Source organism: Streptomyces sp. NBC_00271, from assembly GCF_036178845.1.
Taxonomy (GTDB): domain Bacteria; phylum Actinomycetota; class Actinomycetes; order Streptomycetales; family Streptomycetaceae; genus Streptomyces.
The window spans coordinates 7531456-7546305 of the sequence record NZ_CP108070.1; the positions used below are offsets into that span (position 1 = coordinate 7531456).

Consider the following 14850-nt stretch of genomic DNA (forward strand, 5'->3'; position numbering starts at 1 on the left):
TCAGGGTGCAAATACGGGGGCGCACAGTCTGCCCCAAGTGCGCCTTCGTGGCGAGGGATACGCACAGTCACCGACTCGTCGCACTGTCGGTGGGATGGGGCAGGATGGGGCGGATGAGCGAGGAGAGCCTTCCGACGGATGCCCTGCCGGAGTACGCGGAGCGGGTCCTTGAGGTCGCCGAGTCGATCCCGCCCGGGCACGTGATGACGTACGGGGACGTCGCAGAGTGGCTGGAGGAGGGCGGACCGCGCCAGGTGGGCCGGGTGATGGCCCTCTACGGAGGAGCGGTCCCGTGGTGGCGGGTCGTCCGCGCGGACGGCGCGCTGCTCCCGGGCCACGAACTCGACGCGCTGGGCCACTACCGCGACGAGAGCACGCCCCTGAAGGAGGCGAGCAGGGCCTCTGAGGGGCATCTGCCGCGCGTCGACATGAGACGGGCACGATGGGACGGCGGCGAACGCGCGCAGGGTCACACCTGACAGCTTCCGGCATCGGACGGGGCGATGGGGAGCCTGTGGCCCGTACGGGGGAAACCGGGCACGCCCGTCACATGCCGTACGTTCGAGAGCAGAGGGACGCACGTGGTGTGAGGGAAGAAGGGGAAGCCCTCCTTCCACGATGCCCACCGGCGTAGCGTCGACGGCACGCATCCCCCTCACCCCGCGGCCACCGCCCTGAACGCGCGGCGCTCTTCCCACCAGCACGACCTCCAGGACCGGCGAACCACGTGAGCTCCTCTTCTTCCACCAGGCGCCTGTCGCACCCCCAGGTGCGGCAGGGGACCCGCGGCGCGTACCGACTGGTACGTACCGCGCCGGTCCGAGTGGGGCCCCCTCGTCTGGACGCAGAGCAGCGCGCGGTGGTTGACCATGACACGGGACCGCTGCTCGTGCTGGCCGGCCCCGGCACCGGCAAGACGACCACGCTCGTCGAGTCCGTCGCGGCGCGGATCGCGCGGGGCGGCGACCCGGAACGCATCCTGGTGCTGACGTTCAGCCGCAAGGCGGCCGTCGAGCTGCGCGACCGCATGGCGCTGCGCATAGGGGCCGCTCGCGCTCCCCGGGCGACCACCTTCCACTCGTTCTGCTACGCCCTGGTCCGCGCCCACCAGGACAGCGACCTGTTCGTGGAACCCCTGCGGCTGCTGTCCGGACCCGAACAGGACGTGGCGGTGCGCGAGCTGCTCGCGGGCCAGCCCGACCTGGAGCGGCTCGGCCTCGCCCATGTCCGCTGGCCGGACGAGCTGCGCGCCTGCCTGACCACGCGCGGCTTCGCCGACGAGGTCCGCGCGGTACTGGCGCGCAGCCGCGAACTGGGCCTGAGCCCCGACGCCCTGACCGCCTTCGCCCGGCGCATCGGCCGCCCCGACTGGGGCGCGGCAGCCGCCTTCCTCGCCGAGTACCTGGACGTTCTCGACCTCCAAGGAGTGCTCGACTACGCGGAACTCGTCCACCGCGCGGTGCTGCTCGCCGGGCGTCCGGGCGTCGCCGAGCACCTCGCCGCGCAGTACGACGCCGTCTACGTGGACGAGTACCAGGACACCGATCCCGCGCAGGTCCGGCTGCTGCACGCCCTCGCCGGCGGCGGCCGCAACCTGGTCGCCTTCGGTGACCCCGACCAGTCGATCTACGCCTTCCGGGGCGCGGACGTGAACGGCATCCTGGACTTCCCCGACGCCTTCCCGCGCGCGGACGGCCACCCCGCGCAGGTCGAGGTGTTGCGCACCTCCCGCCGCTCCGGCGCCGCCCTGCTCACCGCCACCCGTCTGATCACCCAGCGCATGCCGCTGACCCGCCTTCCGGCAGAGAAGGTACGCGCCCACCGCCAGCTGTCTCCGGTACGGGACGGCGGCGACGTCGAGGTCTACACGTACCCGACGGCGGGCACGGAGCTGGACAACATCGCGGACATCCTGCGCCGCGCCCATCTGGAGGACGGCGTCCCCTGGGGCGACATGGCCGTCCTGGTGCGCGCCGGCTCCCGCACGATCCCGACGATCAGGCGGGCGCTCACCGCGGCGGGCGTGCCGCTCGACATCGACGGCGACGACCTGCCGCTGCGGCACGAACCGGCGGTCACGCCCTTGCTGACGGCACTGCGGGCGGTGGCGCGCGCGGAGTCGGGTACGGCCGCACGCTCCAGCGGCGACAGCGACGTACCTGAAGACGCCGACGTGCCCGAGGATGCCGACGCACCCGAAGACATCGACGTGCCCGAGGATGCCGACGCGCAAGCCGATCCCTGGCTCGACACCGAAACCGCCCTCACCCTGCTCGCCTCGCCCCTCGCGAGCATGGACGCGGCCGATCTGCGGCGTCTGGGGCGCGCGCTGCGCGAGGAGGAGCGCGCCGCGGGCAACCACGTACCGCAACCCTCCGACGAACTGCTCACCCGCGCGCTGGCCGAGCCGGAGCGGCTCGTCGCGCACGACCCGGCGTACGCCCGGGGAGCCCAGCGCCTCGGCGCGTTGCTGCGCAAGGCGCGGGAGCGCCTGGCGGGCGGCGGGACGGCCGAGGAGGCGCTCTGGGACCTCTGGGAGGGAACACCGTGGCCGCAGCGCCTGGAGCGGGCCGCCCGACGCGGTGGCGCGGCCGGACGCAACGCCGACCGTGACCTCGACGCCGTCTGCGCGCTGTTCGCGACCGCGGCCCGCGCCGAGGAACGCACGGGCGGGCGCGGCGCCCTCAACTTCCTGGAGGAGATCGAGGCCCAGGACATCGCCGCCGACACGCTCACCCGCAGGGCGGTGCGCCCGGCCGCCGTACGCCTGATGACCGCGCACCGCTCCAAGGGCCTGGAGTGGCGCCTCGTCGTCGTCGCGGGCGTCCAGGAGGGCCTGTGGCCGGACCTGCGCCGCCGCGGCTCCCTGCTGGAGGCCGACCGCATCGGACGCGACGGCCTCGCCGAACCCCTCACCCCCGGAGCGCTCCTCTCCGAAGAGCGCCGTCTGTTCTACGTGGCCGCCACACGCGCGCGTGAACGCCTGATCGTCACCGCCGTGAAGGCCCCCGCCGACGACGGCGACCAGCCCTCCCGCTTCCTCACCGAACTCGGCGTCGAACCCAGGGACGTCACCGGCCGCCCCCGCCGCCCGCTGTCCGTCGCCGCCCTGGTCGCCGAACTGCGCGCCACCACGGTCGACCCGCGGGTCTCGGACACCCTCCGGCAGGCCGCGGCCCACCGCCTGGCCAAGCTCGCCGCCCTCGGCGACGAGGACGGCCGCCCCCTCGTGCCGTCCGCGCACCCCTACCGCTGGTGGGGCATGTACGAGCCGACCGAGAGCAAGGTGCCGCTGCGCGACCGCGACCAGCCCGTCGTGCTCTCCGGAAGCGCCCTCGACCAGCTCGCCAACACCTGCGCCCTGCAGTGGTTCCTGGGCCGCGAGGTCAAGGCCGACGCGCCCGCGACCGCCGCCCAGGGCTTCGGCAACGTGGTGCACGTCCTGGCCGACGAGGTCGCCTCCGGACGCACCCCCGCCGACCTCGCCGTCCTCATGGAACGTCTGGACTCCGTGTGGAACGCGCTCGCCTTCGACGCGCCCTGGAAGTCCGCGCAGGAGAAGGAGCACGCGCGCGTGGCGCTCGAACGCTTCCTGAAGTGGCACGTCGACTCCAACGGCGTCCGTGCGGGACGTGTGCCGGTGGCCAGTGAGCACGACTTCGACGTGACCCTGGAGGCGGGCGACTACGAGGTGCGCATCCGGGGCTCCATGGACCGCGTCGAGACGGACACCGAGGGCCGCGCCTACGTGGTCGACTTCAAGACCGGCAAACACGCGCCCAGCGCCGCGGAGGTGGCGCACCACCCGCAGCTCGCCGTCTACCAGCTCGCCGTCCGCGAGGGGGCCGTCGACGACACCTTCGACGGCGTACGCCCCGAGCCGGGCGGCGCGGAACTCGTCCAGCTGCGCCAGGGCGCCGCCAAGAAGAACGGTGGCGAGACCCTCCCCAAGGTGCAGGCCCAGGAGCCCCTCGAGGGCGAGTGGGTCGGCGACCTGCTGGCCACCGCGGCCGGGAAGGTCCTCGACGAACGGTTCTCACCGACCACGGGACAACACTGCACACACTGCGCTTTCCGGGCATCGTGCAGCGCTCGGCCCGAGGGACGCCACGTGGTCGAGTGAGGGGCGCAGGTCGAGGTCACGTCAGCGAGTGACGTACGGCACCACAGGTGTTGACCAGCACTTCTTCCGTCCCGGCAGCCGATGTGGCCTCCGCTGTCAGTGGGCGCCGCTAGCCTCTCCGACATGCCCGCCCGTATCACCGACCCCGAGCAGCTCAAGGAGCTCCTCGGCATCCCGTTCACCCCGGAGCAGACGGTCTGCATCACCGCACCGCCCGCCCCGCAGGTGATCGTGGCCGGAGCCGGATCGGGCAAGACCACGGTGATGGCGGCACGCGTGGTGTGGCTCGTCGGCACCGGACAGGTCGCCCCCGAGCAGGTCCTCGGTCTCACGTTCACCAACAAGGCGGCGGGCGAACTCGCCGAGCGCGTCCGCAAGGCGCTGATCAAGGCCGGAGTCACCGACCCGGACGTGATCGACCCCGACAACCCGCCGGGCGAGCCGGTGATCTCCACCTACCACGCCTTCGCGGGCCGCCTGCTGACCGACCACGGCCTGCGCATCGGACTCGAACCGAGCTCCCGCCTGCTCGCCGACGCCACCCGCTACCAGCTCGCCGCCCGCGTACTGCGCGAGGCCCCGGGACCGTACCCGGCGCTGACCCGCTCCTTCCCGGACCTCGTCGGCGACCTCCTCACCCTCGACTCCGAGCTCGCCGAACACCTCGTACGGCCCGAGGACCTGCGCGCCTACGACGCCGAGCTGCTGCGCTCCCTGGAGGGCGCCAAACTCACCAACGCCGACCTGCGGAAGGTCCCCGAGGCGGCCGCTGCCCGGCGTGAACTGGCCGAGCTGGTGGGCCGCTACCGGTCGGCCAAGCGTGAGCGCGACCTCCTCGACTTCGGCGACCAGATCGCCCTCTCGGCCACTCTGGCCCGCACCCGCCCCGAGGTCGGGGAGATCCTCCGCGACGAGTTCCGGGTGGTGCTGCTGGACGAGTACCAGGACACCTCGGTGGCCCAGCGCATCCTGCTCGCCGGACTCTTCGGCGGCGGCACCGGCCACCCCGTGACCGCGGTCGGCGACCCCTGCCAGGCCATCTACGGCTGGCGCGGCGCCTCCGTCGCCAACCTCGACGACTTCCCCGAACACTTCGCACACGCCGACGGCCGCCCCGCGGCCCGCCAGGCGCTCAGCGAGAACCGTCGCAGCGGCGGCCGCCTCCTCGACCTCGCCAACGGCCTCGCGGAGCCCCTGCGCGCCATGCACGCGGGCGTGGAGGCCCTGCGCCCGGCCCCAGGAGCCGAGCATGACGGCCAGGTCCGCTGCGCGCTGCTGCGCACCCACGCCGAGGAGATCGACTGGCTCGCCGATTCGATCGCCCACCTGGTACGCACCGGAAAGGCGCCCGGCGAGATCGCCGTACTGTGCCGTACGGCGGGCGACTTCGCCGAGATCCAGGGCGCGCTCGTCGCCCGGGACATCCCGGTCGAGGTGGTGGGCCTCTCCGGGCTGCTGCACCTGCCCGAGGTCGCCGACCTCGTCGCCGTCTGCGAAGTCCTCCAGGACCCCGGGGCGAACGCCTCCCTGGTCCGCCTGCTCACCGGCCCCCGCTGGCGGATCGGCCCGCGCGACCTCGCCCTCTTGGGACGGCGCGCCCGCCTGCTCGTGTCCCACGCGCGTGTGGGCGCCGACGAGGACCCGGACCGCCGGCTCGCCGCGGCCGTGGAGGGGGTCGACCCGGCCGAGGTGATCTCGCTCGCCGACGCTCTCGACACGTTCCTGGAGATGCCCATCGAGGCCGAAGGGGACGACGACGGGCTGCCCTTCTCGCCGGACGCGCGGGTGCGGTTCGCGCGGCTCGCCGCCGAGCTGCGCGACCTGCGCCGCTCGCTCGCCGACCCTCTGATGGACGTCCTGCACCGGGTGCTCGCCGTCACCGGCCTCGAGGTCGAGCTCTCCGCGTCCCCGCACGCGCTGGCCGCCCGCCGCCGAGAGACCCTGTCGAACTTCCTCGACGTCGCCGCGTCCTTCGCCGCCGGCGACGGCGAGGCCACGCTGCTGGCCTTCCTCGGCTTCCTGCGCACCGCCGCCCAGTACGAGAAGGGCCTCGACAACGCCCTGCCCGGCGGCGAGAACACCGTCAAGGTGCTCACCGCGCACAAGTCCAAGGGCCTGGAATGGGACGTCGTCGCGGTCCCCGGACTCGTCACCGGCACCTTTCCCAGCGCCCAGGGCCGCGAGAAGTGGACCGCCCAGGGCAAGGTCCTGCCGCACGAACTGCGCGGCGACGCCGACACGCTCCCCGAGATCGCGACCTGGGACGCCAAGGGCATCAAGGCCTTCCACGAGGCCATGAAGGACCACCAGCACACCGAAGAGCTCCGCCTCGGCTACGTCACCTTCACCCGCCCCCGCTCGCTCCTGCTCGGTTCCGGCCACTGGTGGGGCCCCTCCCAGAAGAAGCCGCGCGGCCCCTCGGACTTCCTCGACGCCCTCTACGAGCACTGTGCCGCGGGACACGGCGAGATCGAGGTCTGGGCCGAGGAGCCCGCCGAGGACGAGGAGAACCCCGCCCTGCGCGAGGCGGCCGCCGACCACGCGTGGCCACTCCCGCTCGACGACGCGGCACTGGCCCGGCGCCGCGCCGCCGCCGAGACCGTGCTCGCCCACCTGGAGCGTGTGGCGTCCCACGAAGAGCCCCACCCCGGGGCGGAGGGAGCCCGGCACGCGGCCGACCACGACCCCACCTCGTACGACGATCCGGACTGGCCACCCCCGCCCGAGGACGACGGCCCCGCGTACGACGACATGCCCTACGGGGACGACGACCTCCCCGACGACGCCTTCCCCGACGGGGACGACTCCGACTGGGACTCCTGGTCGACCGACCGCCCCGAGGACCGGCCGACGCGACCCGCGCAGGGCCGCCCGACGGTCCCGCACCAGGCACCGGCTCCGGAGGCGCGCCCGCACCCCGCGAAACAGCAGCCCGCGAAACCGCACCCTCAGGAACCCGCGCACCTCACCCCGGAGGAGGCCCGCACCCTCGCCTCCTGGGACCGCGACCTCGATGCCCTGACCGGAGAGCTCCTGCGCGCCCGCGCCGGCGTCACCGACGTCCCCCTGCCGGCCTCGCTCACCGTGACGCAGCTCATGCGCCTGGCCGCCGACCCGGACGGCTTCGCGCAGGAGCTCGCGCGCCCCATGCCACGCCCCCCACAGCCCGCCGCGCGCCGCGGAACACGCTTCCACGCCTGGCTGGAGTCCCGCTTCGAAGAGCTGCGGCTGCCGATGCTGGAACCGGAGGACCTCCCCGGCAGCGACGCCGAGATCGCCGACGAACGCGATCTGGAGGAGCTCAAGGACGCCTTCGAACGCACTCCCTACGCGTACCGCACCCCTTACCGCGTCGAGGCACCGTTCCAGCTCGCCATCGCGGGACGCGTCGTACGGGGCCGGATCGACGCCGTCTACCGGGCGCAGGACGACGCCGGCACGACGTACGAGATCGTCGACTGGAAGACCAGCCGCGCTGGCACCGCCGACCCCCTCCAGCTCGCCCTGTACCGCCTCGCCTGGGCCGAACAGCAAGGCGTGCCCCTGGAGTCCGTCAAGGCCGCGTTCCTGTACGTCCGCAGCGGTGAGGTGGTCCACCCGGACGAGCTCCCGGACCGCGCGGCACTGGAACGACTGCTCACACAGGACCCGGCGGACCCACAGGAAGCGTCTGCCGGGGATCCGCCGGACGAACACGCCTCTGTGGGCGGATAGGCTCGTGAGCATGAGCAAGCCCGTTGACAACGCCGTCAGCACCGTCCGCACATACATCCAGAACCACCGCACGGCCTTCCTCGACGACCTCGCGGAGTGGCTGCGCATCCCTTCGGTGTCGGCCCAGCCCGACCACGCCGCGGACGTGGCACGCAGCGCCGACTGGCTCGCCGCCAAGTTGCAGGAGACCGGCTTCCCGACCACCGAGGTCTGGGCGACCGAGGGCGCCCCCGCCGTCTTCGCCGAGTGGCCCGCCGAGGACCCCGGGGCTCCCACGGTTCTCGTCTACGGACACCACGACGTGCAGCCCGCGGCCCGCGAGGACGGCTGGGACACCGACCCCTTCGAACCGGTGATCCGCGGAAACCGCCTCCACGCGCGCGGTGCCGCCGACGACAAGGGCCAAGTGTTCTTCCACACACTCGGCGTCCGCGCCCATCTCGCCTCCACCGGGCGCGGCGCACCGGCCGTGAACCTCAAGCTCCTGATCGAGGGCGAGGAGGAGTCCGGCTCCCCGCACTTCCGCGACCTCGTCGAAAGCCATGCCGACCGGCTCTCCGCCGACGCGGTGATCGTCTCCGACACCGGCATGTGGTCCGAGGACACCCCCACCGTGTGCACCGGCATGCGCGGCCTCGCCGAGTGCGAGATCGAGCTGTACGGGCCGCGGCAGGACATCCACTCCGGCTCCTTCGGCGGTGCCGTGCCCAACCCGGCCACCGCCGCCGCCCGCCTTGTCGCGGCCCTCCACGACGAGCACGCGCGCGTAGCCGTCCCCGGCTTCTACGAAGGCATCACCGAACTCACCGAACGCGAGCGTGAGCTCTTCGCCGAACTGCCCTTCGACGAGGAGCGCTGGCTGAGCACGGCCAAGTCGACGGCCACCTACGGAGAGGCCGGACACACCACCCTGGAGCGCATCTGGGCCCGCCCCACCGCCGAGGTCAACGGCATCGGCGGCGGCTACCAAGGCCCCGGCAGCAAGACGATCATCCCGTCCTCGGCCACCGTGAAACTCTCGTTCCGGCTGGTGGCGGGCCAGGACCCGGACCACATCGAGAAGGCAGTCCGCGCCTGGGCCGCCGACCGGCTGCCCGCCGGCATCCGGCACGAGATCACGTTCGGCGCCGCCACCCGCCCCTGCCTCACACCGCTGGACCACCCCGCCCTGCAGTCCGTCGTACGCGCCATGGGCCGCGCCTTCGAGCAGCCGATCCGTTTCACCCGCGAGGGTGGTTCGGGACCCGCGGCCGACCTCCAGGAAGTCCTCGGCGCCCCCGTGCTCTTCCTGGGCATCTCCGTCCCCTCCGACGGCTGGCACGCCCCCAACGAGAAGGTCGAACTCGACCTCCTCATGAAGGGCGTCGAAACCAGCGCCTACCTGTGGGGCGACCTGGCCGAGAACTGGCGCGAGGCACACTGAAAGAGCCCGTCTCCACCCCTCCTGAAAAGTCCGTCCCCACCCCGAACAGCGCCCTTCGCACCCGCCCTGCTGAACCGCCCGCCGAAATAACCGTTCCACCGGGGGAGTTGGAAGCACCCGTGACCACCTGGACCGACCGAACCGCCGACCGTCCCATCTCGCTCACCGCCCCGAGCGGCATCGACCGGGCCGCCCACCACCGGCTCGACGAGGCCTGGCTCGCGGCGGCCTGGAGCCACCCCACCACCCGCGTCTTCGTGGTCTCCGGCGGTCAGGTGCTCATCGACGAGACGGCGGACGGCACCACCGAACTCGTCATGACCCCCTCCTTCGAGGCCCCGCTCACCGAGGCGCACCGCTACTTCCTCGGCACGGACGACGACGGTGTGAGCTATTTCGCACTCCAGAAGGACGCACTGCCCGGCCGCATCGACCAGTCCGCCCGATCGGCGGGCCTGCGCGAGGCGGGACTCCTGCTCTCACCCCGCGACGCGGGTCTGATGGTGCACGCCGTCGCCCTGGAGAACTGGCAGCGGCTGCACCGCTTCTGCTCACGCTGCGGCGAGCGCACCGTGATCGCGGCGGCCGGGCACATCCGCCGCTGCCCCGCCTGCGGCGCCGAGCACTACCCGCGCACCGACCCGGCCGTGATCATGGCGGTGACGGACGACGAGGACCGCATCCTGCTCGGCCGCCAGGTGCACTGGCCCGAAGGCCGCTTCTCCACGCTCGCCGGCTTCGTCGAACCCGGCGAGTCCATCGAGCAGTCCGTGCGCCGCGAGGTCTTCGAGGAGGCGGGCGTCACGGTCGGCGAGGTCGAGTACGTCGCCAGCCAGCCCTGGCCGTTCCCCTCCAGCCTCATGCTCGGCTTCATGGCCCGCGCCACCTCGTCCGAGATCAACGTCGACGGCGAGGAGATCCACGAGGCCCGCTGGTTCTCCCGCGAGGACCTGCGCACCGCCTTCGAGTCCGGCGAGGTACTGCCTCCGTTCGGCATCTCCATCGCCGCCCGCCTGATCGAACTCTGGTACGGCAAGCCCCTGCCCCGCCCGGGAGCGGTAGCCGCCTGACCGACTCGCACCACACCACTCGCGCGAGTGGCGCAAGTCACACAACGGGGGCGGTCCTTGAGTCAGACTCAAGGACCGCCCCTGTTGCTGCCCGCGGCAACCGCCGGGGGCGCACCGATGGTGAGCCGCTTACGCGCCGATCTTCTGCTTGACCTGCGCCAGCGAAGGGTTGGTGAGCGTCGAGCCGTCCGCGAACAGCACGGTCGGAACCGTCTGGTTTCCGCCATTCGCCTTCTCCACGAAGGCCGCGGACTCCGGGTCCTGCTCGATGTTGATCTCGTTGTACGCGATGCCCGCGCGGTCCATCTGGCCCTTCAGTCGCGTGCAGTAGCCGCACCACGTGGTGCTGTACATCGTCACAGTGCCCGGCATGTGTCTCGCGCTCCTTTGCTGCTGGGGGTGCGTTGTCGCAGAGGTGGAACGTACGCGAGCGGGCCACCATTCCCGCGCCCGGGTACCCCGGCCCGGTACACGAGTGCACCTCGCGGCAGACGGGTGAGCAAGAGCACGCCCAGCGCCTGCCGCATTAGTACGACTACAAGTGCCTCCCTGTGGACAACCGGCTCATGCGTCCCCGCCGACCTGGCAGCATGGCGGGGTGACAGCAGCAACGCACTCCACCCTCTTCCCGCAGGCACCGGACACGGCCGACGCGGTGCTCGACGGGCTCGACCCCGAGCAGCGCGAGGTCGCCACCGCCCTGCACGGTCCGGTGTGCGTGCTGGCAGGCGCCGGCACGGGCAAGACACGAGCGATCACCCACCGCATCGCCTACGGGGTGCGTGCCGGGATCCTCCAGCCCTCCAGCGTGCTCGCCGTCACCTTCACCAACAGGGCAGCGGGCGAGATGCGCGGCCGGCTCCGCCAGCTCGGCGCCGGTGGTGTCCAGGCGCGTACGTTCCACTCCGCCGCGCTGCGCCAACTTCAGTACTTCTGGCCGAAAGCGGTCGGCGGCGGCCTGCCCCGGCTCATCGACCGCAAGATCCAGCTCGTCGCCGACGCGGCGTCCGCCTGCCGCATCCGCCTCGACCGGGGCGAGCTGCGCGACGTCACGGCCGAGATCGAATGGTCCAAGGTCACCCAGACCGTCCCCGCCGACTACGCGGCCGCCGCGGCCAAGACCGGACGTGTCTCACCCCGCGACCCGGCCGAGATCGCCCAGCTCTACGCCACGTACGAGGACCTCAAGCGCGACCGCGCCGTCATCGACTTCGAGGACGTCCTGCTGCTGACCGTCGCGATCCTCCAGGACCGTCACGACATCGCCGAGCAGGTCCGCTCCCAGTACCAGCACTTCGTGGTCGACGAGTACCAGGACGTCAGCCCCCTCCAGCAGCGCCTCCTGGAACTGTGGCTCGGCGAGCGCGACAGCCTCTGCGTCGTCGGCGACGCCAGCCAGACGATCTATTCGTTCACCGGTGCAACTCCCGACCACCTGCTCGACTTCCGCACCCGCCACCCCGGGGCCACCGTCGTCAAGCTCGTCCGCGACTACCGCTCCTCACCCCAAGTGGTGCGCCTCGCCAACGGCCTGCTCTCCCAAGCCCGCGGCCGGGCCGCCGACCACCGCCTGGAACTGATCTCCCAGCGTGCCCCGGGCCCCGAGCCCGTCTACGCCGAATACACGGACGAACCCGCCGAGGCCGAGGGCGCCGCCCGCCGCATCCGCGATCTCGTCGCCTCCGGCATCCCCGCGGGCGAGATCGCCATCCTCTTCCGCACCAACTCCCAGTCCGAGATCTACGAACAGGCCCTCGCCGACGCCGGAGTGCCCTACCAGCTGCGCGGCGCCGAGCGGTTCTTCGACCGCCCTGAGGTGCGCAAAGCAGGCGCCGCCCTGCGCGCGGCCGCCCGCTTCGGCGCCAACGACTCCCTCCTCGACGACGCCGTCGACCTGCCCTCCCAGGTCCGAGCGGTGCTCTCCGGCGAGGGCTGGACCAGTCAACCCCCGGCCGGATCCGGGGCCGTCAGAGAGCGCTGGGAGTCACTGGCCGCCCTCGTCCATCTCGCCCAGGACTTCGCCGCCGCCAAACACGGCGCCACCCTCGGTGACCTGGTGGCCGAGCTCGACGAGCGCGCGAGCGCCCAGCACGCCCCGACCGTCCAGGGCGTCACCCTGGCCTCTCTGCACTCCGCCAAGGGACTGGAGTGGGACGTCGTCTTCCTGGTCGGCGTCGCGGAGGGCATGATGCCGATCACCTACGCAAAGACCGACGAGCAGATCGAGGAAGAACGCCGACTCCTCTACGTCGGAGTCACCCGCGCCAGAGAACACCTCCTCGTCTCCTGGGCCCTGTCCCGCTCACCCGGCGGCAGACCCAACCGCCGGCCCAGCCGCTTCCTCGACGGGCTGCGCCCGGGCTCCGTCGCCACCGCGGACCGCAGCGCCGGCGGCGGTCCAGGAGGCATCGAGCGCGGCATCGGAAGCAGCGGAGGCGCGGTCGTACGGCGGACGAGCCGGACCCCGGCCCGCTGCCGGGTCTGCGGGCGCACGCTGACCGACGCCGGCGAGATGAAACTGATGCGTTGTGAGGACTGCCCCTCCGACATGGACGAAGGCCTCTACGAGCGGCTGCGGGAGTGGCGGGCGGTACAGGCGCAGCGCAGTGGGCAGCCCGCGTTCTGCGTCTTCACCGACAAGACCCTCATGGCGATCGCCGAGGCCGCGCCGGACGACGAGGGCGAGTTGGCGCGGATCCCCGGGGTCGGCGTGCGCAAGTTCAACCGGTTCGGGGCCGATGTTCTGGCCATCTGTGCTGGTCAAGAGCCTGCGGGGGGCGGCGAGGGTGACTGATGCAAACTCGTCGAAAAAATAGTTTGCGCATGCCCCAGCAATCCCCATAGGTTCTTAACCACGGCAGCAGCGGCCTTCTCCGAGGCCCTGGTTCCGTGCTGTACTTAATAGCCGTCGGACTGGCTCACCCCAGTCCCCCAAGACGCCGAGAGGAGGCGATTCCAGTGATCAGCATCAACATCAGCTCCATCAGCACCGCCAAAATGACCGATCGCTCGGTCGTCTCCCCGTGCCTGCTCGGCGTCTCGAACCTGGGCACCGGTCTGTCCGGCATCGCTGCCGTCCGGCCGGCCTCCCCTCTGTCTCTCGCGGTTCTTCCCATCCGTGAGCGCAATGAGCGACCGATGAAGGCACTGGAAGCGGCAGTAGTGGCAGAGGCCCAGGCCTATGCCTTTGCGGCAGCCGGTGCCGGATCCCTGAAGCAGACGAAGCAGCACCACACGATGTGGGCCTTCCGTGGGCCTGAACCCTGGAGTGATCCAGCCTGATCTTCGATCAGGCCGGCGCCTTCAGGGCCGCGGAACCCCACCCGGGATCCGCGGCCCTTCTGTTTGTCCCCGACCGGGGACGGCAGAGCGAAGGGGCCTCGGGACAAGAAAAGAACCCGGTACCAGCCGCCAACCGGCCAACCCGGCCGGCACGACCAGACGAGGAAGACCAACCGTGCAACTCGAAGCGCACGCCCCGTCCGTACCGCCTTCCGAAACGATCCCCCCGCCCGGCCTCACGGAGGACCCCACCTTGATCCCGCTCACTGCGCTCACCGCGCTCGACGACGCCATCGAGAACCTCGGCGTACCCGTCCCCTGCCGCTCCTACGACCCGGAGGTCTTCTTCGCCGAGTCGCCGGCCGACGTCGAGTACGCCAAGTCCCTCTGCCGTACCTGCCCGCTGATCGAGGCCTGCCTCGCCGGCGCCAAGGAGCGGCGCGAGCCCTGGGGTGTCTGGGGCGGCGAGCTCTTCGTCCAGGGTGTTGTCGTGGCCCGCAAGCGGCCGCGTGGCCGCCCGCGCAAGAACCCGGTTGCGGCATGAACACCGTAGGAACGATCGATCGCCCCCTGACGCACGACCCCAAGAAACAGGCCCCGATGAAGCCGTCCACCAGCGAGCCCGCAGGCTCCGCCATCCCAGACTTCACCACCACCGGCGCGAACGACTCGCGTCAGAACAGGACCCGCGAGATGCAACTCATCCCAGAAGCCCTGGCTCGTGCGCATATGCACGAGCGACTGCACGAGGCCGAGCGGGAACGCCTGGCCGTGCGCCTGGCCTCCGCCCGTCGGATGCAGCGTCGGGCCGAGCGCGCCTCCATGCGCGCCCGGCGCGCGCTGGCCATGGCGGTCATGCACTAGCCGAAGGCAGTCGCTGCAGTACCAGTAGGCAACTCCTCGCGGGGGTCGGTCCGAACGGACCGGCCCCCGCGGTGCGTTGTGCCGGGCGAACCGCCGACCACGGCGCTATCGTCGCCGAGTGACGAGTCTTCCCGGGGACAGTGACAACACCGGCTCCATGCCGCGGCCCGACACGGCCGAGGCCCGACACATCGTGTGCGCCCGCTGCGGCACCCCGGCCGACGGCCCTCCGCTGACGTGGACCTGCTCCATGGAAAACGGCAGCCGCCACTACTTCTGCGACAACTGCGCCCGCAGCAACCTCAGGGCGATCGAGGGACGGCTGGACTCGGCCTGGTGGTAGGCCACGCCCGGGCGAGCCCGCCGGCCGAAGG

General features: G+C 71.9%; 11 protein-coding genes. 10 read left to right on the forward strand and 1 reads right to left on the reverse strand.

What is annotated here, in order from left to right; genetic code table 11:
- Nucleotides 1-113: 113 nt before the first annotated feature.
- From OG798_RS34355 to nudC, 5 genes are all read left to right on the forward strand, one after another.
- The gene (locus tag OG798_RS34355) at nucleotides 114-479 is read left to right on the forward strand and encodes an MGMT family protein (RefSeq protein ID WP_179436443.1); all 366 of its coding nucleotides are present in this window, start codon (nucleotides 114-116) and stop codon (nucleotides 477-479) included.
- Between the two features lie 248 nt (nucleotides 480-727).
- Entirely contained in the window at nucleotides 728-4123 is a 3396-nt protein-coding gene (locus OG798_RS34360) for an ATP-dependent helicase (RefSeq protein ID WP_328758204.1), read from the forward strand.
- 123 nt (nucleotides 4124-4246) lie between these two features.
- The gene (locus OG798_RS34365; protein ID WP_328758205.1) at nucleotides 4247-7837 is read left to right on the forward strand and encodes an ATP-dependent DNA helicase; all 3591 of its coding nucleotides are present in this window, start codon (nucleotides 4247-4249) and stop codon (nucleotides 7835-7837) included.
- 10 nt (nucleotides 7838-7847) lie between these two features.
- Nucleotides 7848-9260, forward strand: coding sequence for a dipeptidase (locus tag OG798_RS34370; RefSeq protein ID WP_328758206.1), 1413 nt, complete (start codon nucleotides 7848-7850; stop codon nucleotides 9258-9260).
- Nucleotides 9261-9379: 119 nt separating this feature from the next.
- On the forward strand, nucleotides 9380-10330 hold the full coding sequence (gene nudC / locus OG798_RS34375) for an NAD(+) diphosphatase (RefSeq protein ID WP_179436442.1): 951 nt from the start codon (nucleotides 9380-9382) through the stop codon (nucleotides 10328-10330).
- A gap of 129 nt (nucleotides 10331-10459) precedes the next feature.
- Here nudC and OG798_RS34380 read toward each other — a convergent pair whose 3' ends face one another.
- Entirely contained in the window at nucleotides 10460-10702 is a 243-nt protein-coding gene (locus tag OG798_RS34380; protein ID WP_054228181.1) for a mycoredoxin, read from the reverse strand.
- Between the two features lie 226 nt (nucleotides 10703-10928).
- Between OG798_RS34380 and OG798_RS34385 the strand changes: the two genes are divergently transcribed.
- The 5 genes from OG798_RS34385 to OG798_RS34405 all read left to right on the forward strand — a co-directional run bounded on the left by OG798_RS34385 (nucleotide 10929) and on the right by OG798_RS34405 (nucleotide 14819).
- Complete coding sequence (locus OG798_RS34385; RefSeq protein WP_328758207.1) at nucleotides 10929-13124, forward strand: ATP-dependent DNA helicase UvrD2; 2196 nt, start codon at nucleotides 10929-10931, stop codon at nucleotides 13122-13124.
- A 164-nt stretch (nucleotides 13125-13288) separates the two neighbouring features.
- Complete coding sequence (locus OG798_RS34390; RefSeq protein ID WP_179436441.1) at nucleotides 13289-13612, forward strand: hypothetical protein; 324 nt, start codon at nucleotides 13289-13291, stop codon at nucleotides 13610-13612.
- Between the two features lie 175 nt (nucleotides 13613-13787).
- Nucleotides 13788-14156, forward strand: a complete 369-nt coding sequence (locus tag OG798_RS34395; protein WP_095852703.1) for a WhiB family transcriptional regulator — start codon at nucleotides 13788-13790, stop codon at nucleotides 14154-14156.
- Nucleotides 14153-14476 (forward strand): hypothetical protein, encoded by a 324-nt coding sequence (locus tag OG798_RS34400; protein WP_054228177.1) that lies wholly within the window; start codon nucleotides 14153-14155, stop codon nucleotides 14474-14476. The genes OG798_RS34395 and OG798_RS34400 overlap by 4 nt, the downstream gene beginning before the upstream one ends.
- A 118-nt stretch (nucleotides 14477-14594) precedes the next feature.
- Complete coding sequence (locus OG798_RS34405) at nucleotides 14595-14819, forward strand: hypothetical protein (protein WP_120985371.1); 225 nt, start codon at nucleotides 14595-14597, stop codon at nucleotides 14817-14819.
- Nucleotides 14820-14850 lie beyond the last annotated feature (31 nt).